16 protein-coding genes and 1 riboswitch (1 of these 17 running past the window's edge) are annotated in these 20032 nt (G+C 60.4%); of the genes, 8 read left to right on the forward strand and 8 right to left on the reverse strand.

Annotated features, from left to right (window positions below; translation table 11 throughout):
• From murI to E5E96_RS06960, 3 genes are all read right to left on the reverse strand, one after another.
• Nucleotides 1-742 carry the 5' portion of a glutamate racemase gene (murI, locus tag E5E96_RS06950; RefSeq protein ID WP_060390985.1) on the reverse strand. 53 nt of this gene lie to the left of the window's left edge, so 742 of the gene's 795 nt are visible here — the first part of the coding sequence; it begins with the start codon at nucleotides 740-742; the stop codon falls past the left edge of the window.
• A 105-nt stretch (nucleotides 743-847) separates the two neighbouring features.
• The gene (locus tag E5E96_RS06955; protein ID WP_171281812.1) at nucleotides 848-2713 is read right to left on the reverse strand and encodes a TonB-dependent receptor; all 1866 of its coding nucleotides are present in this window, start codon (nucleotides 2711-2713) and stop codon (nucleotides 848-850) included.
• A gap of 51 nt (nucleotides 2714-2764) precedes the next feature.
• Nucleotides 2765-2942: riboswitch (cobalamin riboswitch) on the reverse strand.
• A gap of 35 nt (nucleotides 2943-2977) precedes the next feature.
• A complete protein-coding gene (locus E5E96_RS06960; protein ID WP_171281813.1) occupies nucleotides 2978-3880 on the reverse strand; it encodes a LysR family transcriptional regulator in 903 nt (300 codons plus the stop codon).
• 111 nt (nucleotides 3881-3991) lie between these two features.
• Between E5E96_RS06960 and E5E96_RS06965 the strand changes: the two genes are divergently transcribed.
• The 4 genes from E5E96_RS06965 to E5E96_RS06980 all read left to right on the forward strand — a co-directional run bounded on the left by E5E96_RS06965 (nucleotide 3992) and on the right by E5E96_RS06980 (nucleotide 6919).
• Nucleotides 3992-4918: a sodium-dependent bicarbonate transport family permease gene (locus tag E5E96_RS06965; protein ID WP_005306982.1), complete on the forward strand. Its 927-nt coding sequence runs from the start codon at nucleotides 3992-3994 to the stop codon at nucleotides 4916-4918.
• A 4-nt stretch (nucleotides 4919-4922) separates the two neighbouring features.
• Entirely contained in the window at nucleotides 4923-5225 is a 303-nt protein-coding gene (locus tag E5E96_RS06970) for a hypothetical protein (RefSeq protein WP_005306985.1), read from the forward strand.
• Nucleotides 5226-5288: 63 nt separating this feature from the next.
• Nucleotides 5289-5798, forward strand: coding sequence for a 5-(carboxyamino)imidazole ribonucleotide mutase (gene purE, locus E5E96_RS06975; RefSeq protein WP_011704108.1), 510 nt, complete (start codon nucleotides 5289-5291; stop codon nucleotides 5796-5798).
• The gene (locus E5E96_RS06980; protein WP_171281814.1) at nucleotides 5795-6919 is read left to right on the forward strand and encodes a 5-(carboxyamino)imidazole ribonucleotide synthase; all 1125 of its coding nucleotides are present in this window, start codon (nucleotides 5795-5797) and stop codon (nucleotides 6917-6919) included. Before purE ends, E5E96_RS06980 begins: the two co-directional genes overlap by 4 nt.
• Nucleotides 6920-6992: 73 nt before the next feature.
• Here E5E96_RS06980 and E5E96_RS06985 read toward each other — a convergent pair whose 3' ends face one another.
• The 3 genes from E5E96_RS06985 to E5E96_RS06995 form a co-directional block, all read right to left on the reverse strand.
• The gene (locus tag E5E96_RS06985; protein ID WP_171281815.1) at nucleotides 6993-8183 is read right to left on the reverse strand and encodes an MFS transporter; all 1191 of its coding nucleotides are present in this window, start codon (nucleotides 8181-8183) and stop codon (nucleotides 6993-6995) included.
• Between the two features lie 109 nt (nucleotides 8184-8292).
• On the reverse strand, nucleotides 8293-9024 hold the full coding sequence (locus tag E5E96_RS06990; RefSeq protein WP_171281816.1) for a LytTR family DNA-binding domain-containing protein: 732 nt from the start codon (nucleotides 9022-9024) through the stop codon (nucleotides 8293-8295).
• 46 nt (nucleotides 9025-9070) lie between these two features.
• Nucleotides 9071-10744 carry a sensor histidine kinase gene (locus E5E96_RS06995; RefSeq protein ID WP_171281817.1) on the reverse strand — a complete coding sequence of 558 codons (1674 nt, stop codon included), beginning with the start codon at nucleotides 10742-10744 and terminating at the stop codon, nucleotides 9071-9073.
• A gap of 172 nt (nucleotides 10745-10916) precedes the next feature.
• Between E5E96_RS06995 and E5E96_RS07000 the strand changes: the two genes are divergently transcribed.
• On the forward strand, nucleotides 10917-11357 hold the full coding sequence (locus E5E96_RS07000) for a hypothetical protein (RefSeq protein WP_024945882.1): 441 nt from the start codon (nucleotides 10917-10919) through the stop codon (nucleotides 11355-11357).
• A 35-nt stretch (nucleotides 11358-11392) separates the two neighbouring features.
• Here the strand turns inward: E5E96_RS07000 and E5E96_RS07005 are convergent, their stop codons facing one another.
• Together E5E96_RS07005 and E5E96_RS07010 are read right to left on the reverse strand one after the other, a co-directional pair.
• Entirely contained in the window at nucleotides 11393-14980 is a 3588-nt protein-coding gene (locus tag E5E96_RS07005) for a transporter substrate-binding domain-containing protein (protein WP_171281818.1), read from the reverse strand.
• Between the two features lie 2 nt (nucleotides 14981-14982).
• Entirely contained in the window at nucleotides 14983-15606 is a 624-nt protein-coding gene (locus tag E5E96_RS07010) for a response regulator transcription factor (protein ID WP_024945884.1), read from the reverse strand.
• Between the two features lie 599 nt (nucleotides 15607-16205).
• Between E5E96_RS07010 and E5E96_RS07015 the strand changes: the two genes are divergently transcribed.
• From E5E96_RS07015 to E5E96_RS07025, 3 genes are all read left to right on the forward strand, one after another.
• Complete coding sequence (locus E5E96_RS07015; protein WP_017410527.1) at nucleotides 16206-16778, forward strand: common pilus major fimbrillin subunit EcpA; 573 nt, start codon at nucleotides 16206-16208, stop codon at nucleotides 16776-16778.
• Nucleotides 16779-16837: 59 nt separating this feature from the next.
• Nucleotides 16838-17503, forward strand: coding sequence for a hypothetical protein (locus E5E96_RS07020; protein ID WP_171281819.1), 666 nt, complete (start codon nucleotides 16838-16840; stop codon nucleotides 17501-17503).
• A gap of 81 nt (nucleotides 17504-17584) precedes the next feature.
• Nucleotides 17585-20032: a fimbrial biogenesis outer membrane usher protein gene (locus tag E5E96_RS07025; protein ID WP_253264707.1), complete on the forward strand. Its 2448-nt coding sequence runs from the start codon at nucleotides 17585-17587 to the stop codon at nucleotides 20030-20032.

The raw sequence follows: 20032 nt of genomic DNA on the forward strand, positions 1-20032 counted from the left end.
TCAGCTTCTGGGTCTGGGCATCCAGCCGGGTGCAATAGGCCTTACCCCCGACATCTTCCAGCCGTGTCGGTGTCGTTACCAAACCGGCCAGCAGGTGAGCCACCCGCTTGGCGACCGCACTGCCGGAATCCACCAGCTGGCACGCAGGCATCAACTGCCGTATTTCTTCATCCAGTAACGGGAAATGGGTACAGCCCAGTACCAGGGTATCCGGATGCTCTTCCCCTTCCAGCCAGTCTGCCAATACTTCCCGCAACAGCGCCATATTGACCGGCAGACCCGCCAGCTTGTGCTCGGCCTCGACAACCAGCTCGGTCGCTCCCTTGAGCAGCACCCGCTTGCCCGGCGCAAACTGGGCGATGAGCTCGTGGGTATATTCACGGCTGACGGTCCCCGGGGTTGCCAGCAAGCCGATGCAACCGTTGCGGGTAAGCGCGGCTGCGGGCTTGATGGCGGGGACCACGCCGACGACCGGTACTGTCATGGCAGCACGCAGGGACGGCAGAGCGATGGTGCTGGCCGTGTTGCAGGCAATCACCACCAGATCGATAGCATGCTCGACCACCATGTGGCTGACCAACCTGGTGCAGACTTCGGTGAGGGCGGCCTCGCTCAGCTCACCATAGGGGAAGTTGGCGTTGTCGAAGCAATAGATATAGTTGTGTGCCGGCAATGCGCGGCGGATCTCGCGGTAGATGGTCAACCCACCCATACCGGAGTCGAACACGAGAATATTGGCCACTTGAGCTCCCCTTTGGTGCAAGTCGGCGATCATACTCCCGCCGACCGCCAATAGAAAAGGCCCCGCCAATAGCAGGGCCCCTCATTTGTCCAATCACGGTCTGGATCAGAGTGAGTAGTCGACCGTCACGTAATAGGCACGCTCGTCGGCCGGGTAGCCCACCGCAGTCTGATACTCCTTGTCCAGCAGGTTGTTGATCTTGCCGGAGACCTTCCAGGAAGGTGCGACCTGATAACCTACAGCCAAGTTCCAGACGCTATAGCCACCCAGCTGAGTCGTGTTGGCTGCGTCGCCATAGCGCTCGCCCTGATAGATCCAGCTCAGGGAGCCGTCAAACTGCTGCCACTGTGCCTGGGTCACCCACTTGGCGCCCTTTCGAGAGATCAACTGCAACTGCTTGTCGGTCACCTTGTCCTTGGGATCCTTGTACTCGGCAGAGACCCGGTGGCTCAACCAGCCGGTATCGAACTCCCCTTCCAGCTCGACACCTTCGATCCGTGCCTTGCCGACGTTCTGCGGCGTCCACATACCCAAGCTGTCAGGTGCCCACTGGATCATCTGCTCGAAGTCGTTGCGATAACCGGTCACTCGCCACTCGACGCCGGCAGTCTGGCCATCGAGCATCAGCTCGCGGCTCTTCGACTCTTCCGGCTTCAAGTCGGGGTTGCCGAGACCCGGGTAGTAGAGGTCATTAAAGGAGGGAGCACGGAAGCCGGTTCCGTAACGGGCACTGAGGCGATAATCCTCCACGAAGCGCCAACCAGCCCCGGTCTGCCAAGTGTTGTGACGACCGAACTGCTTGTTGTCATCACTGCGACCGCTCAGCTCAGCCTGCCAAGTCTGGTTGTCAAACTGGGCCAGGGCATAGAGCCCGGTGTTGTCGCGCTTATCGGCATCGCTCGGGAAGGCGGTGCCGGAGGAGCGGGAACTATCGTCCAACATGTCGCGCTGCCAGTCAGCACCGCCGCCCAGGGTCCAGCTTTCGTCCAGCTTGACGCTGTTGATCCAGTTCAGAGTGTACTGACGGCTATAGAGCCGGTCAGTGGCCTGATCGCGGCCGCTACTGTCCGGGTAGTCGTAAGCATCCTGTTTGGAGAAGGCGCCGCGCAGTTCGCTCAGATAGCGGTCGTCGTGATAACGAGACCCCAGCTGATAGCTCTGGTTCTCGGTCCAGGTTTCGTTGCGCTGATGGTACGCCGGGCCCCAGGCAGAAGCGGCAGACGATCGGTCGTACTGGGCAATGTTGCGAAACCAGCGGGACGTACCAAACAGATCCCAGCTGTCGGTCAGTGCATGCTGGTAGTCCAGCATGGCGTTATAGCCCCGATGGCCATGTTTATCGCCATCGTTCACCTCTGCGATGGGGTGGACGTTGTAGCCGGTTTCATCATCGAAGCCCCCGGCTACCTTAAGCTGGCCAGCCTCACCGATCTGGCTGGCGCTGCTGAAAGCGGCCTGACGCTGTTTGTGGGAGCCGGCACCGACATTGAACTTGTGCTTGTTGGTCGCGGGATCGGGACGAGTGATGATGTTGATCACCCCGCCGATAACATCCGAACCATAGATAGTGGCACGCGCACCGCGGATATATTCGATGCGCTCCACCTGGTTGAGCGGCAGGTTGTTGAGCTCCGTCATCCCGGCGGTCAGAGAAGCGCTACGCACCCCGTCCACCAGCACCAGGGTCTGGGAAGAGGTGCCGCCGCGCACCCGCAGCGAGCTCAGCTGGCCACGGCCGCCATTGCTCACCACTTCCACACCGGGCAGGGTCTTGACCACATCGGTCACTGTCTGGGCTTGCAGACGATCGATCTCGTCACGGGTCACCACGTTGACGGGAGCCAGCACACTGGAGGCAGGTTGGGCGACACGGGTGGCAGTCACCACCATGGTAGGGTTGACGGGGATGGTCAGTTGTTGGGCAAAGGCCGCCGTTGGCAACAGGGCAGCCGCCAATAATTTCTTGGACATGAGAGATCCTTAAGTTCGCGTAAGCATCTACTTCGTGGCCGGTTTCTCTCGGCCCGAAATACGAACTTTGGCAGGTCTTCGGGCTGGGGGGCTGATGGCCTACGGCGACGGCTTCCCACCTGTGGCAGTGCCCTGATGTCGCTTCGTTCCCCCTTACCGCTGCGCGCCAGCTCCGGATTTTCACCGGATTCCCTATTAAGCATGATGCGCCAAAGCGCAGGGATTATAGGCAGAGCAGAGGTGGATGTATAGCCATCCAGATTTCTATTTCTTGCCACCCAGCGCAGCCAGCCGCTGCTTCGCACCCTCCATCACCGCCTGCACACCGGGATGGGATAGGTGACGACCGGCCGACACCAGATAGTAGGAGAGCGTCACCTCGGCCAGGGTTGCAACCCGTTCGACACCGTAGAGTCGCGCGATCTCGTCGGCCATAGCCAGCGGCGCCGGAAAGATCCCCATCCCCGCCTTGCCGAACGACTTCATCAGGGTCGAATCGTCGAACTGGCCGACCAGATGGGGATGGATGCCCTGCTGCCGATACCAGGCCAGCAGGCTGTCATGGGTCGCCGACTTCTCCCCCGGGATCAGCAGCGGCAGCCCTTCGAGGGCGGTAGGAAAGCCCTGCCGCGCTCTGGCGGCCAGCTCGGGGCTGGCAAACAGCGCCAGCGGGCTGCGTCCCAGCTCGTGGTTGTAGCCGCGCACCCCGCTGTCGGGGGGAAGCGGGCGATCGATCAGCACCATGTCCAGCTTGTGGCTGGCCAGCTCGCTGAACAGCTGTTCCACCCGCTCTTCATGGCACACCAGCCGCAGCGGGGTGGCCAGCGCCATGGCGGGCGCCAGCAGCTCGAACGCCAGAGTGCGGGGGACTGAGTCGGCGATCCCCACCTGCATGGTCAGCTCCTGGCTGGCATGGCGCAGGGTATGCTCGAGATCGGCGCCGAGCGAGAAGATGGCGCCAGCCTGTTCGAGCGCCTGGCGACCAGCGGCGGTCAGGGCAAGCCGCCGCCCCACCCGGTTGAACAGCGCCACCCCGAGCGAGAGCTCCAACTCGGCCACCTGACCGCTGACGGTCTGCGGCGTGAGGTGCAACTGCTCGGCGGCCCGCGTCACACTCCCGCTGCGCGCCACGTGCCAGAAGTAATAGAGCTGTTTGTAGTTGAGCATCGGGCCCCTTATCAGTTTCTACCGAACAATCATCAATCAAAATCTGATTTTATCGAAACATCTTGCACTCTAGCATGCAACCACCCTGTGAATTGCCTCCTGCGAACTCCCATGCTGGATGTTGTTGTACTCTTTTTCCTGTTTGGCCTGCTGGCCGGTCTGGTGCGCTCCGAGCTCAAGCTGCCGCCCGCGCTCTACGATACTCTCTCCCTCTTTCTGTTGCTGGCCATCGGCCTCAAGGGCGGCGTCGGCCTGGCGCAGCAATCACTGCAACCGTTATTACCCCAACTGGCACTGGTGATCCTGCTCGGCATGCTACAGACCCTGGCCGGGTTTGCCGTGCTGCGCCTCAAGATGAACCGGGTCGATGCCGCCGCCACCGCCGCCCACTATGGCTCGGTCAGCGTGGCGACCTTTGCGGTCGGGGTGAACTGGCTCACCGAGCGCGGCATCAGCTTCGAATCCCAGCTCTCCATCTTCCTGGCGGTGATGGAGATCCCCGCCATCCTGGTCGGCATCGTGCTGGCCCAGGGGGTGAGCCGGCAGACCCGCTGGCGCCGGCTGGCCCATGAAACCTTCCTCGGCAAAGGGGTCACCCTGCTGCTCGGCGGCATGGCCATCGGCTATCTGGCCGGGCCCGACGGGATTGCTCCGCTCAAACCCCTGTTTGTCGACCTGTTCAAGGGGGCGCTGGCGCTGTTCCTGCTGGAGATGGGCCTCATCGTCGCCCGCCAGTGCCAGGACCTGCGCCGCCACGGCCTGTTCCTGCTCGGCTTCGCCCTGCTGATGCCGCTCGCCTCGGCCGGCCTGGGCCTGGTGATCGGCCAGCTGATGGGGCTCTCCCTTGGTGGCCTGACCCTGCTGGCCACCCTGGCGGCCAGCGCCTCCTATATCGCCGTGCCGGCCACCATGCGCATCGCCGTGCCCCAGGCCAATCCTGGCCTGTCGCTCAGCGCCGTTCTGGGGGTCACCTTCCCGTTCAACATCATGCTGGGGATCCCGCTCTACCACAGCTGGGCCCGCCACTTCACGGAGTAGCCACATGCAGACCGAGATCCGCACCCTGCTCACCGTCATCACGGAAGCGAACCTGGAACCCACCCTGCTGCGCACCCTCACCCGCGAGGGGCTGCGCGGCTACACCATCACCGATGCCAGAGGGCGCGGCGACCACGGTGAGCGCAATGCCAGCTGGAGCGAGAGCGGCAACATCCGGCTGGAGGCGATCTGCAGCCGCGAACAGGCGGAACGGCTGCTCGCCCACCTGCAGAGTCGCTACTACCCCGACTATGCCATGGTCGCCTTTTTGCAACCGGTCGAAATCGTGCGACCCGAAAAATTCTGAGCCGGCTTGCCGGCTCTTTTTGCCAACCAGAGACAAACGTTTGACTGCAAGGAGTCATCAGCCATGAATACCCCTCCCCTGATCGGCCTGGTAATGGGATCCGACTCCGACTGGCCCGTGATGCAGGCCGCCGCCCGCATCCTCAAGGAGCATGGCGTCCCCTACGAGGCGCGCGTGGTCTCGGCCCACCGCACCCCGGATCTGCTGTTCGAATATGCCGCCAGCGCCCGTGAGCGTGGCCTGCGCGCCATCATCGCCGGGGCTGGCGGCGCCGCCCATCTGCCAGGCATGGTGGCCGCCAAGACCACCATTCCGGTGCTGGGTGTGCCCATCCCGACCCGCCAGCTCAAGGGGATGGACTCCCTGCTCTCCATCGTGCAGATGCCCAAGGGGGTGCCGGTCGCCACCTTCGCCATCGGCGAGGCGGGCGCCGCCAACGCCGGCCTGTTTGCGGTCTCCCTGCTCTCGGTCGCGCAAGACGGCGATGCCCCCCGCTATCAGCAGCAGCTCGACGGCTTTCGCGCCAACGAACGCGACCGGGTGCTGGCCCTCACCCTGGAGGACCCGGCATGATACTGCCACCCGCCACCCTCGGCATGCTGGGGGGCGGCCAGCTCGGCCGCTACTTCGTGATGGCCGCCCACCGGCTCGGTTACAAGGTGGTGGTGCTGGACCCCGATCCCGCCAGCATCGCCGGCGCCGCTGCCGATCACCATATTGTTGCCGCCTATGACGACCCGACTGCCCTGCACGATCTGGCCAGCCGCTGCGCCGCCGTCACCTGCGAGTTCGAGAACGTGCCGGCCACCGCCCTGGCCCTGCTGGAGCAGTACCAGCCGGTACGCCCGGCCGCCGGCGCCGTGCGCATCTGTCAGGATCGCCGCGAAGAGAAGGCCTTCTTGAGCAGAGCCGGCATCCCGGTCGCGCCGAACCAGACCCTGCAGCCGGGCGAGCCGCTGCCGGCGCTGCCCGCCGCCCTCTTCCCCGCCATCCTCAAGACCGCCCGCGAGGGGTACGACGGCAAAGGCCAGTGGACCATTCAGGCCGCCGACCAGCTGCCGGCAGCGCTGGCCGCCAGCGGCGTACCCTGCGTGCTGGAACAGCGGCTGGCGCTGGAGGGCGAGTTTTCCCTGACCCTGGCCCGCAGCCCGAGCGGTGCCATCGGTGCCCTGCCGCTGGTGCAGAACTGGCACAGCGACGGCATTCTGGACCAGACCCGCTCCCCGGCCAAGGTGCCAGCGCTGGAGGCCGACGCCAGACACATCGCCGAGCAGCTGATCGACGCCCTCGACTACGTCGGCGTGCTGACGGTGGAGTTCTTCCTGGTGGCAGGGAAGCTGCTGGTCAACGAGCTGGCGCCACGCCCCCACAACTCGGGTCACCCCAGCCTCGACAACGCCGAGTGCAGCCAGTTCGAGCTGCAGGTGCGCGCCCTGTGCGATCTGCCGCTGCCATCCCGAATCGCCGTACGCCCCGCCATGTTGCTCAACCTGCTGGGGGATCTCTGGCAGGCCGGCACGCCAGACTGGGCCGCCCTGCTGGCACTGCCCGGCGTGCATTTGCACCTCTACGGCAAGGGGGAACCCCGCCCCGGCCGCAAGATGGGCCATGTCACCATCACCGCCGCCGACTGGCCGACGGTGGAAGAGACCTGCCAGCGGGTGCGCCAGCTGTTGGGGCTGCCGCCACGCTGAGTAATGAGCCGCGCATAAAAAAGACCCGGGCCAGGCCCGGGTCTTTTCATTGCTTGCTGCGACAGGCGGGTGATCAGGCCCGCTCCACCGATACCGGCGCCGGCAGGCGGATGGTGAGGGAGAGCACCAGCGCCACCACCAGCAACACCAGGATCAGGTTGAAGGTCGCCATGAAGCCGCCGAACAGGGAGGCCACGATGGAGCCGATGATGCTGCCCAGACCAAAGCCCAGATAGATGACGCCGTAGTTCTTGGTCAGGTTGTTGAGACCGAAGAAGTCGCTCACCAACGAGGGGTAGACGGTGATGGTGCCACCGAAACTGAACGCTACACAGGCCACCGCCACGAAGAACAGGTTGGCGTTGAGCGGCACGAACAGCAGCAGCGCCATGCCGGCCAGGGTAATCAGCTGGGCGATGGTAATGACCCGGATGCGGGACATCTTGTCGGAGAGGATGCCCAGCACCAGCCGGCCACCCAGGTTGGCCATGGCGATGATGGCGACGGCGTTAGCGGCGACCACGGCCGGCAGGCCCACCATGTTCTCGCCGATGTCCTTGGCCACGCCGATGACGTAGAGGCCGCTCATGCAGGCGGTGAGGAACATCAGCGCCAGCATCCAGTACTGCGGCTTGCGCATCGCCTCGGCCAGGGTGAAGTCGCGGCTCTCGCTCTGCTGCACGGCGGCCGCCTGCTTGGGTGCATCCTTCATCAGCATGCCGCCCACCAGCACCATGGACATGGCGATCAGCCCCCACAGCTGGAAGGTGGTCTCAAGGCCGTTGCTGGAGAGCAGCAGCAGGTTGATGTACTTGAAGCCCAGGCTGCCGAGGCCGTAGGCACCGATGGAACAGGCGGAGATAAGCCCCTTGCGCTCCGGGAACCACTTCACGCAGTTGGAGAGGGTCATCAGGTAGCCGGTACCGTCGGCAAAACCGACCAGGATGCCGGCGCAGAGGTAGAGCATCGCCAGGTTGCTGGCGTGGGCGGTGAGGAAGAAGCCGATGCCGAGCAGCACGCCGGCACCCAGGGTGACGTTGCGCACCCCGAATCGCTCCTGCAGCTTGCCCGCCAGGGAGGAGGCCACCGCCAAGGAGAGGCTGAGCAGGCCGAAGGCGAAGGCAACCTGGCTCACCGGCTCGTCCAGCTTGTCGGAGAGCTGGGCGTTGAACAGGCTCCAGGTGTAAACGGATCCCAGCGCGAACTGGGTGATGATGGTCCCCAACAGGGTGAGGTAGCGGGTGCAATTCATCTCTTTGGTCATGATGCGTCTCGGTCAATGGCCTTAAGGAAACTGGGGCCACTATAGGCAAGACGCCACTCCCGCCGACCGATTAAGGCATGAAATGCAGATCGGCGGGAATGAATGACAATCAGAGCCGCATCAGCTGACGGAACGCCTTGATGTTGCTGCGGCTGACCGGCACCTCGAACGGCAGGTCATGGAGCCGGATGAGATAGGTGCTGTTGAACCAGGGCACTATCTCGCGGATCTTGTTGATGTTGACGCAGTAGGAGCGGTGGCAGCGGAAGAACCCCTCGGCGGGCAACCGGCTGACGAACTCGCTGAGGGTCATGGTCATCACGTAGCGATCATCGCGGGTGTAGACATAGGTGAGCTTCTCGTCAGCTTCCGCGTAGTAGATCTGCTCGCAGGGGGTGACGATGATGCGCTCCCCCTTCACCAGATTGACGGTGCGATTGTGCGGCGTGCCCGGCTCGCTCCCCTGCCCCGCCTGCGACTTGCCCGCCAGCTCGAGCTTTTGCAGCAGGCTGATGAGACGCGGTTCGTTGTAGGGTTTGAGAATGTAGTCGAACGCCTCCAGCTCGAACGCCTCCACCGCAAACTCCTTGTAGGCGGTGACGAACACGATGTGGGGCGGATGGCTCGACTTGTGCAGGTTCTTGGCCAGCAGCAAGCCGTCGATGGAGGGGATCTGGATATCCAGAAACACCACGTCCACCTCGTGATCCTGCAGATATTTGAACGCCTCCAGCCCATCCTCAAAGCTCGCAACTATCTCGATCTGGCTGTGCTGATTCACCAGATAGGCCAGCTCCTCGCGAGCCAGATACTCGTCTTCCACAATGATCGCTTTCAGCATGACAACACCTCTCGCGGCACACACTTATCCTCAGCCATGATGGCACTCAGCATGGCATCGACTCCTGATCCGGCAGATAGAAACTCACTTCGGTACCCGGCTCCAGCCGCTTGAGGTGCAGGCCGTCGCCATAGAGCAGCCTGACCCGCTGATGCACGTTCATCAGGCCGATGCTGCGACTCTCCACCCGCCCGGCGGCGACCCCGTCGATCACCTCCTGACTGATGCCGTAACCGGTGTCCCGCACCGCCACACGGATGCCGCCAGCCAGCTGCTTCACCTCGATGGTGACCCGACCCGGCGCACTGCGGGGCTGGATGCCGTGCAGGATGGCGTTTTCCACCAGCGGCTGCAACAGCAGGCTCGGCACCTCGATATGCACGTCATCCACATCGAACACCACCTCCAGCTTGTCGCCAAAGCGGGCCTGCTCGATGGCCACGTAGTCGCGCACCTGCTGCAACTCCTCCTTGATGTCGATGAGGGTGTCACCCTTGTTGAGGTTGTAGCGCAGGTAATCCGCCAGATTGGCAATGAGCTGGCGCGCCTGCTGGGGCCGGATGCGGATCAGCGACGAGATGGCGTTGAGGGCATTGAACAGGAAGTGCGGGTTGATCTTGCTCTGCAGGGCGGTGAATTCCGCCTTGCGGGTCATCTCTTTCAACTGCTCGATGCGCGACACCTCCATCTGGGTGGAGATGAGCTGGGAGAGACCCACCGCCATCTCCTTGAGGGAGCTGGTGATGCTGTGGGTGCGGCGGTAGTAGATCTTGAGGGTACCGCTCACTGAGCCGTTTTCCCGCAGCGGAATAATGATGACCGAGTGGAAATCGGAGAGGTGATACTGACGCAGATCGTTGTTGATGATGATCTGGTCCAGCAACACCGCCCGCTGGGTCATGTCGCTGATGGCATGGTGCTCGTCCAGCTCGTAGTAATCCTTGCCCACCCCCACATAGGCCAGCACGTCGCGGGTGTCGGTGATGGCCACTGCATCGGCGCTGATCTCGCTGCGAATGATGCCGCACACCTGGCTCAGGGAGTGGCGGTCGATATTCTGGAAGAAGGGCAGCGTCTTGTTGGCTATATCCAGCGCCAGCTTGGCCTGCTTGGCGGCAATCAGCTCCTTCTCGTCATCCAGATCCTGCACCAGCTTGATGATGAGGCCGATGCAGAGCGCCCCGGCGATCATCGGGTAGGCAATGTGGCTGACGATTTCCACCCCCACCGCATGGGGCTCGGTCAGCAGCCAGATGAGCAGCATGGTGAGCCCTTCACAGAGCATCCCCGCCAGAATGCCGTACAGCCAGAGCCGCGACTTGCGACAGCGCAGATGCAGCCAGGTGGCGAGCAGGCCGGCGATGATGCTGGCGATGAGGCACGGGATCGAGGTGTGCCCATCCATGTCGATGAGATAGCGGTGCAGACCCGAGATGACCCCGGCCGGAATGCCGACCCAGGGGCCGAACAGGATGCCGCCGGAGATGATGGCGATGATCCGCACGTTGATGAGGGCTCCCTCCACCGGAATGCCGGTATAGGTGCTAAACACCGCAAACAGACAGAAGATGGCCGCCACCAGCACCAGCTCGGCCGGGGTGTGGTCCCGCTTCTGGAACAGCCGCTGGAACGGCCGGGTACGGGTCAGGAAGAACAGGGTCATCAACATCAGCGCCGCCCGTTCGAACACCGCCAACAACATCATCTGATTTTCGAGCAAAGCAGGGATTCCATATCTATGACTAAAGGGAGGACAAGGCGCGGGATCATACCCCGTATCCCGTGTCAGCTCATTCCGAATAGTGGGGTACAGATTAAGCTTCGCCGCGGGCGGGTCGATAGATGAGTGACCCCCGGCAGCGGGGTAACCTCGATATCCAGGAGATAATCATATGTCTCAGAAAGGAGTTCTGGTGGCACTACTGGCTGGTTGCTGCGCGATGGCGGCTCAGGCCGACACACAAACCAATCAGCTCACCTGGCCTGCCACCGCCAGCAAGAGTACCGGGATGGAAATTTCGCTCACCCACCCGGGGCAGCAACCGGTCAATTCCGTTTCCACATCCAGCCCGGTCCAGACCGAGGCCATCAACCTCAGCAATCCGGACTTCAACACCACCTACCAATTGCAGGCTCGCACCCTGTATGCCAGTTTGCCCGAACAAGCTGGCACCGACTTCAAGCTGGCTCTCAACGGCCAGCCACTGCCACAACACCATGCCCTGCCTCTGACCCAGGCCACCCGCTACTTCCTCAGCTATCTGGCTCCGGCCGCCAAACCAGATCAGACCGGTGAAGCAGCCTATGAACTGCTGGTCTACTGGCACGGTTGACCATCCATGAAGGCATGCCCGGCATGCCTTCATTTTCATTCCGGTTCGGACTGCATTTGCATGATGGCCTGTCTGACGATCCCGTAGGCATGCTGCAACGGCTGCAATGCCATCGGCAATCCCTGCGGCGCGATCCCGCCTGATTCTATCTCACCGCACACCGCAACCAGCGTCATCGCTCCCATGATCCTGGCCCCGCCCTTCAGACGGTGCACATAGTCGAGAAAACGGGCCAGTTCACCACCCTCTGCGGCTTGCTGCAGGCCCAGCAGATCATCGTCGCTGGCCCGCACAAACTCATGCAACAAGGGCAGCATCAGCGCAGGCTGATTACCGGTCAATGGTCCGAGACACTGCTTGATCTCCTGCACACAGCGCTCGATTTCCCGCTGTTCCTCATGCTGCATGTGGCGACACAGGCAGCGCTCCAGCTCTTCCAGCCCTACCGGCTTGAACAGGCAGTCGTCCATGCCGGCAGTCAACCCCTCGCTCACCTGCTCCTGGCGGGCATCCGCCGTCAACCCCAGGATGAGGCAACGATGCGTACCCCGGCTCAGCTCCAGAGCACGATATTGGCGGGTCAGTTCAAAGCCGCTCATGCCAGGCATGTTGAAGTCGGTGATCATCACGTCAAAGGGTGTGTTGGCAAACAGTGCCAGCGCCTCGCGCCCCGACTCGGCCGCCGTGGCATCATGCCCCAGGTATGCCAGTTGCTGGCTGACCAGCAGCCGGTTGGTGGGGTGATCGTCCACTATCATGACCCGCAGTCGCCTGTGATGCCCTGTCATCGTGCCCAATGCCGCGGGCGTGACTGATTCGACCGCACTCGCCAGCGGCAATTTCATCTCGATGCTGATGCACGTGCCGTGGCCGAGCTCGCTCTCCAGCAGCAGCGAGCCTCCCATCGACTCGCACAGCGAGCGGGAGATCATCAGTCCGAGACCGGTACCGGAGCGCTGGATGTGCTCGGGCTGCCTGGCCTGACCGAAAGGCTGAAACAGCCTGGCTTGCTCCGCAGGCGCAATCCCTATGCCCGTATCCCGGATCTCCAGTTGCAAGGTACACCAGCCGTCGCTGGTTTTTGATTGCAACTCGACCCGCACCGATCCCTGCTCGGTGTACTTGATGGCATTGCTGATGAGATTGGAGAGGATCTGCTTGTAGCAGATGCCATCTATCTGTACCCAGCGGGGCTCGCCGGCGGCGAGTTCCAGTTGCAGGTTCTTTTGTCTGGCCAGCGCAGTGAATACGGTGACCACCGAGGCCGTCAGCGCCGTGATTTCATGGGGCTCCGGCCTCAGTTCAAGCCGGCCGGACTCGATCTTGGATATATCCAGAATATCGCCAATCAGGCTCAGCAGATCCCTGGCCGAACCATGGGCGATGGAGAGTGAGGTCTTGTCCTCCTCATGCAATCGATCGCGGCGCAGGGTCAGTTCCAGCAAACCAATGATGGCATTCATGGGCGTGCGGATCTCGTGGCTCATGGTGGCCAGAAAGGTCGACTTGGCACGATTGGCCTCCTGGGCATCCTGGCTGGCCAGAGCCAGCTCTTCGAGCAGCCGCAGCCGCTCGCTCACGTCGATCCAACCACCGATTCCGCCCTGAACATTTCCCTCCAGGTCATAGTAAGGCTGTACCCAGTGATAAACGGCCACGGACCCCGTCGCCATGGAGAGGCGATGATCCCCCTGCCTAGCACAGCGTACCGTACGCGCGGTGCTCAAATCCTCGAACAAGGGAGCCAGAAAAGGCCAGCGTTGCACATCGTCCGCCATGGTGGAGCCCAGCAGACGGCTCTTCTCCTCACCAAAGAAACTGGCATAAGTGCTGTTGCAGAGCACCAATCGATCTTCCCGATCTCTGGCGTAGATGGGATGGGGTGTGCCATCCACCAGATCTTCGATGAACTTGAGCTGGGCACTCAAAGCCACCTCGGCTGCCCGGCGCTGGCGCACCTGTTTGTGCAAAGAGAGGCCCCATAGGCCGATCCAGATGGTCAGCAGCATGATCAAGGCAATGATGCCGCCAAATTCCCGTACCAGCTCCTGCCAGGTGATGGCCTCCTGCTGGGTACTGACGCGCCAGCGATTGGAGAGTCCCTCCAGCTCATCCGGCGGAATGATGGCAATCACCCGATCCAGAATGTCGCGCAACATATGCTGCTTGGGCGAAACGGCAAACGCCGCCCCGATCGGGATGGAGTCGAACAACTCGCCCGTGATGAGCAGACTGTCCGGAAACTTGCTGTTGATGTAGTACTTGGCGACCCGCAACGGCAACACGGTCACGTCGCAGGTCTCGCTCGCCACGCAGCGCAGCGCATCTTCGATCCGTTCGAACTTTCTGGTGGTCAGCTTGCCATACTCCTCCTCTATTGCCTGCTCGGAGATGAAGTCCTTGATCATGGCGACCGTGCCGGTCTTGAGCAGCGTCTCCGGTGCCGTCGCCTCATGGCGGACCCCCACCACATAGGCCAGCGGGTCGAGCACAAAGGCACGGCTGAACAGGTAACGACTGCGACGCTCTTCCGATGGGCTCAACACCGCGATGTCCACCTGCCCACCATCCAGCAACTGCAACATCTGTTTTGGCGTCTTGACCGGCACCACCTCTATTTCCACCCCCAGCTTCGCTCGCAACACCTGCAGCAAATCGGCCACCACCCCGTGCAAGGTGTCATTGATGTCGAGAAAACTCAGCGGCGGTACCCCGCTGTTGACGGCCATCCGGATTTTTTTCTGTTGACCCAGCCAGGCCCACTGCTCGCTGGTCAGCTCGACCTTGCTGGCCCCGATTGAGAGGCCGCCGCCATTCCAGCGTTTGGCAATTTCCTCCCGTTTGCCTTCCAGAATTTCATCCAGCGCAATATTGATGATTTTTTTCAGCCGCTGATTTTTTCTTTCCAGCGAAAATGAAAAACCATGGGTATCTATATAAAGCGGTTTCAGTAATTGAATGCTGTCTTGATAAAATTTATTGACGATGAAGTTCCCGGAAATCATGTCCAGCATGACGGCATCGACCTGGCCATATGCAACTGCAGAAAGTGCGCTATAACGAGAGGAATACATTTTTATCTGAACCTTGGGCAGGTAGCGCATCACATCCAGCGCCGGCAGATAATACTCCGGGACGGCCACCGTTCTTATATCACGCTCCTTTACGTGTATATTCTTATATATGGCCGGATCATCCGGCATATATTTATCGGTCAACAATAATTGCTGCTCTTCTTCATAGGCATTGGAGGTGCTCAGCAGATCGACCTCTCCCCGCTTGAGCGCAGCAATGGCCGCGGCGCGAGACGGCAGATTCTTTACGACGATCTCGACACGCAACAGATGACTCAGCATGCCGACAATGTCGGCGGTGACGCCTTCGTAAGCATTGGCACGCAGGGTGATGTCCATCGGAGGATTGTCGGGCATGGGTACCCCGAGCACCAACCGGCCACGATTTCTCAACCACAGCCAATCTTCCGCATGCAGCGGCAGGGTCTGCTTCTCAAGGTACTCGCTGTCATTGCGCGCATAGACATGCAGATAGGGCGCCGCCAGCTCATGAGCCGAAGCCCATGAAGCGCAGCAACAGACCAGCAGAGCTGCAAACCAATGCCTCATGGTCACAGCAACTCTTGACGCTTGGCCAGGCTGATCAGATCAACCATGGTGGTGACATTGAGCTTTTGCATCAGCCGACTCTTGTAGGTGCTGACCGTCTTCTCGCTGAGCAGCATGCTCTCTGCAATCTGCTTGTTGGTGTGCCCCTGGCATATCTGCAACAAGACGCTCATCTCTCTATCCGAGAGTGCCGACAAGAGATCTTTCCGATCGACTTCATGGGCATTCTTGGCGCCAGCAATCACATCGCGAGGGAAATAAAGCTGACCTTTCCCTATCTTTACCAGCACAGTTTTCAGCAAGGAAAGATCATCCAGCTTGGATATGAAACCGTTGGCACCGGCTTGCAGGCAACGCACCATAATATGATGCGTGGCTTGTGCCGACAATATGACCACCTTGATATCAGCATCCATCTCTTTCAGTCTTTTGATCACCTCAATGCCGTCCAGTCTGGGAATCCCGATATCCAGAACGACCATATCAGGCTGATATTTCCGCGCCATCGAAACTGCATCAACACCATTATCAACTTCGGCAACAATATGATGATCATCCTGCTGCAGCAGGATATTTACAGCCATTCTGATGGCGGGGTGATCATCTACTACCAATATTTTTGCCATATACTTTCCTGTCATTACTCCATTTGATTCAACGTATATTAACTACAAAGTCAGCACGTGTACCATATGGCGCTTGAATATTAATGATATGTTACGTAGTTCAAGTAACGACTCCTCTCTTCGTACCTCATTCATTTTTATCTGATATTTTTATTTATGCTCATCAAATACTTACAGAGCTATATATTCTTTTGAATCTCAATTTTTTCTTGTACTCATTCCCGCACGGCAACCCCTCCCATCCTCCCCCATCAGAGGGACACGCCATCTAGATAAGAAAAGCACCAAAACTCTTAAAAATCAAAATCATAAGAAAAACAAAAAAACCTGATAAGAGAATGGACAAGGCTTATTTTAAGTTGCAGACAACAACCATCTTTTAGGACTTTTCCTACACAGCATTCAATCGATCCGGGCAGGTCCGTCCAGTATCTTTGCCGGCGAAAAGATGAGCTGATTGACGAAAGATTATCCTTCGGCGATCGGCAAGGTTGCCTGGACAAACCCGTCCGGCAAGGTGGAAAGGGAATGCACCCTGGGTGCGTGAAATCAAACGGGTGGCAAATGCCCCCATCAGGAAATGTGTAGGAAATATCAAGATGAAAAAGACTCTGATTGCGCTGACTGTTGCAGGACTGGGCTTCGCTGCCGCCGCTCAGGCCGCTGTAGAAGCAAAATCCGTTGCCACCTGGAAGGCAACCGCCAAAAAGGACACCGAGTCGGCGCTGGTTGTCACGCCGCTCGACAGCCTCTCTTTCCAATACGCGGAAGGGATCAAGGGTTTCAACACCGTAAACGGCCTGTTCGACGTTGCCATCAAGGGTGATGCCAGCGCCACCGACTTCACGCTGAAGGCCAAGAAGCTGAGCGGCACCCTGAACCACCTGAGCGGCGGCTCCACCGTCGACGTCGGCGTGCTGTGGCAAGGTGCTCCCGTCAGCACCACCGCCTATACCACGCTGATCGATACCGCTGCCGGCATCACGGGCGGCAACCTCTCTCCGCTGGCCAGCGCCTTCAAGGATGACACCCAGCGCAGCACCGCCCAGGGCTCGTTCACCTTCAACATCGAGAGCGCGACCGTCAACGGCACAGAAGCCGCTTTCGAGACCCTGCCGGATGGCCTGTGGAGTGGGGAAGTCAACGTCGAGTTCGTTGCCAACTGGTCCTAATTGCCGCGACGCATAGTATTCGGGGCCCTGCGGGGCCCTTTGCAATCACAGGAGTTCCCATGAACCTGAAAATGCTGATGGCATGGATGCTGTTTATTCCCGGAGTCAGCCAGGCCATCAACGTTGGTTCCGTCACCACCTTCATCGATGCAGGCAGCCAGGATGTTGCCAAGGAGATCGAGAATGGCAGTGCTCAAGCCAGACTGGTCACCATCTCCATCAGCCGCATCTCTTCGCCCGAAGAGGGTGGCCAGGAGATCCCGATGGAAGTGGCCGGCGAGCTGATGCTCTCGCCCAGCCGACTGATGCTGCCCGCCCATGCCAAGAACAACGTGCGTTTCTTTTACAAGGGACCGCTGGATGGCAAGGAGCGCTACTACCGCATCCGCTGGCTGGACACCGCCCTGTCGATGGACGACCAGAGCAACAATCGCCGCCAGGCGGTTGCCACCACCTCTGCCCAGATAGGCACCATTCTGGTGGTCACGCCACGCCAGCAGCACTTCGCCTACAACCTGCAAAACGGAATGTTGAGCAATCAGGGGAATGCCTCTTACCGCACCGTGGCCTACGGCCCCTGTCTGGACCGCAAGGCACAGGCGCAGTGCAAAGAGACCTACTACGACCTGCCCGGCAAGCAGCGCCGCTTCAAGAAAGTCGATATGCAGGATCCGCAAAGTCATCTTGGCCTCTGGCTGGGTCAGGAATTCGTCGTCGTCAAATAACCCGTTTGTGCTGGTACTGCCTTCACCACCCGGTCGAGTGGCGGTGTTGTTTTGCCGAAATCTGAAACCATGGTGCGTGATATGTTGAAGAAAACCTGCTTGTTGCCGCTCTCATTGCTGATGGTGATCTCCACCTCGGCCAACAGCGCGGCGCCACTCAAGATCGCCAACGTCATCATTCCAGCCAGTTTTGCCCAGGCTCTGGCAGAAGGGCTGACTGTTCCCGTACGTCTGCAGTACACGGATGAAAAAAACCGGCTCGACACCCTGACCGATAACTCGATCGGCAATGCCACCCTGCTGCTGCAGGACGGCAAGCTGCATCTGCTGCACATCGATTTTGGTGCTGGCCAGCAGCAAGGTCTGCTCAACGACCAGCTGACCACCATGCTCGCCAGCGAAGAGAAACGCACGTTTTCTGCCGAGGGCAGTTTGCAGATAGATGCCAACGCCAGCATGCAGCTTGACCTGGTGGCCATGTTGCTGACGATTCGGGTTTCACGCGATGCATTCGGCCAGGCCAGGCAGCCGGACAACCGGGTGACCTTGACCCCGACCGTCGACTCCCTGACCGGTGTACATCGCTACAATCTGGGCTACTCCTTCAACAGCAATCCGCAAAACGGTCACAGCGACTCCAACTTCCTGCAACTGGACAGTACCATCGGGATGGGCGCCCATCACATGGCGCTGGACGCCTCCCTATACAACCTTGGGGAGCCAGAACAGAGCGGTGACATCTATCGTGCCATGTACGAACGGGATCTTGACGATCGCCGCATCGCGGCCGGCATGGTCTCGACCTGGGATCTGCAGACCCTGGGGGTGGTGACCGGCCTGAGTACTGGCCGAATTTATGGGGCATCGTACGGCAACCAGGCCCAGTCACGTAAACAGAAAGCCGACGCGTCCACCACCCCGGTACAAGTCTTCATGCCTGCCAATGGCGAGGTCAGGGTATACCGTGAGGATCGCCTGATCAGCCTGCAGAACCTGGCCATCGGCAACCAGAATATCGACACTTCGGCGCTCCCCAGTGGCGTCTACAACGTCACGGTCGAAGTCTATGTCGATGGACGGCTCACCAGCACCACGACCCAGCGCGTCACCAAGCTGGGCGGCAGTCTGGGCTTTACTCAGGAGTGGGGATGGCAATGGTGGGGAGGCATGATGGAAGGCGCCCAGCATAACGGTGATTCACCGCTGCTGGGAGTATCGCTGGCACGTTCGCTGGATACTCTGGAGCTGGCCACCACAACTTATGCCTTCAAGGATGCAGCGGTAGGTGAAGCCCGTGCAAACTGGCAGGCAACCGATCGTGTCAGTGCCCAGTTGCAAACCATGCTGGCCTCCGACCAATCTTGGCGATTCGCATCCAGCCTCGCCCTGCAGGCCCATGACAATGCCTCCCTGTGGCTCAGCCAGGAGAAACTCGAGACCGGCAGCGCCCTGACGGTGAGCAACGCCGAACTCTACTCCGCCGGCATCACGCTCAATCTGGGTGGCTGGGTCAGCGGTCTCGGCCAGCTCACTTTCAACACCCTGCACGACCGCCAGATGAACAGCGATCGCAGCTATGCCGATTACTACCAGCACCTTTATGCCGGCAAATACGGCAACCTGTCACTGCGCGCCAGCCTGCAAAGCGACAGCGGCACGCTCAACGGATTCAACAACAAGAGCATCACGCTGGATTACTCGATCCCGTTCGACAACCTGTTCAGCTTTGGCATGAGCAGCAACGAGCAGGGCCAGACCACGGCCAACCTCAATTACCAGAAACGCATGGACGGCGTCATCAATCTGGCCTCGTTCAATGCCTCGCGCATGATGCACGGCAGTGATGAACACAATATGGCGCTCTCCGGCACACTGGGGTTCGAGAACAGGGTCATCGGCGGCACCATGACGCTGGGCCGCGGCCATGGTGGCGACATGAATGGCAACCTGATTGCGCGCGGAGCCCTGGTCACGACGGAGGACGCTCTGGTCGCCTCTAGCCGCAACTCCTCGGGGTCCGGCTTGATCATCAATACCGGGATCGATCGCGAAGGACAGATGCTCGCCAAGGTCAACGGACAGGATTACCCCCTGCAGGGCGAGCAGACCTTCCTCGCCCTCCCCCCTTACGGGGAATACGAGATAGAGCTGCTCAACAGCAAGCGGGGCAAGGACAGCTACGACATCAATACCGGCAAGCAGCGCTACACCCTGTTTCCCGGCAACGTGGCCACCCTGGATGCGAGCAGCACCATCAAGGAGATGGTGACTGTCTTCGGCATACTCAGGGCGGAAGACGGCTCCTTGCTGGCCAATGCCCGCATCGACAACCATATCGGCACCACGGTGACCAACGAGGAGGGTGAATTCTCGCTGGATGTGGATAAAGCCAATCCCATGCTGACTTTCCGCCAAGGGAATGACTTCTGTGAAGCCGAGCTAGATCTTGAAAAATACAGCGGCGCCGCCTGGGTAGGCATCATTACCTGCCAGGGGCTGCCCACCTATGCCATGGTGAGAGAGTACTGA

The sequence above is a fragment of the Aeromonas sp. 1805 genome (assembly GCF_013085525.1).
GTDB classification, from domain to species: Bacteria; Pseudomonadota; Gammaproteobacteria; order Enterobacterales; family Aeromonadaceae; genus Aeromonas; species Aeromonas hydrophila.

Excerpts from the sequence above, each read along its gene's own strand:
- E5E96_RS06955 (WP_171281812.1), bottom strand. The coding sequence starts at position 2,713 with ATGTCCAAGAAATTATTGGCGGCTGCCCTGTTGCCAACGGCGGCCTTT.
- E5E96_RS06960 (WP_171281813.1), bottom strand. The coding sequence starts at position 3,880 with ATGCTCAACTACAAACAGCTCTATTACTTCTGGCACGTGGCGCGCAGC.
- E5E96_RS06965 (WP_005306982.1), top strand. The coding sequence starts at position 3,992 with ATGCTGGATGTTGTTGTACTCTTTTTCCTGTTTGGCCTGCTGGCCGGT.
- E5E96_RS06970 (WP_005306985.1), top strand. The coding sequence starts at position 4,923 with ATGCAGACCGAGATCCGCACCCTGCTCACCGTCATCACGGAAGCGAAC.
- purE (WP_011704108.1), top strand. The coding sequence starts at position 5,289 with ATGAATACCCCTCCCCTGATCGGCCTGGTAATGGGATCCGACTCCGAC.
- E5E96_RS06980 (WP_171281814.1), top strand. The coding sequence starts at position 5,795 with ATGATACTGCCACCCGCCACCCTCGGCATGCTGGGGGGCGGCCAGCTC.
- E5E96_RS06985 (WP_171281815.1), bottom strand. The coding sequence starts at position 8,183 with ATGACCAAAGAGATGAATTGCACCCGCTACCTCACCCTGTTGGGGACC.
- E5E96_RS06990 (WP_171281816.1), bottom strand. The coding sequence starts at position 9,024 with ATGCTGAAAGCGATCATTGTGGAAGACGAGTATCTGGCTCGCGAGGAG.
- E5E96_RS07000 (WP_024945882.1), top strand. The coding sequence starts at position 10,917 with ATGTCTCAGAAAGGAGTTCTGGTGGCACTACTGGCTGGTTGCTGCGCG.
- E5E96_RS07005 (WP_171281818.1), bottom strand. The coding sequence starts at position 14,980 with ATGAGGCATTGGTTTGCAGCTCTGCTGGTCTGTTGCTGCGCTTCATGG.
- E5E96_RS07010 (WP_024945884.1), bottom strand. The coding sequence starts at position 15,606 with ATGGCAAAAATATTGGTAGTAGATGATCACCCCGCCATCAGAATGGCT.
- E5E96_RS07015 (WP_017410527.1), top strand. The coding sequence starts at position 16,206 with ATGAAAAAGACTCTGATTGCGCTGACTGTTGCAGGACTGGGCTTCGCT.
- E5E96_RS07020 (WP_171281819.1), top strand. The coding sequence starts at position 16,838 with ATGAACCTGAAAATGCTGATGGCATGGATGCTGTTTATTCCCGGAGTC.
- E5E96_RS07025 (WP_253264707.1), top strand. The coding sequence starts at position 17,585 with ATGTTGAAGAAAACCTGCTTGTTGCCGCTCTCATTGCTGATGGTGATC.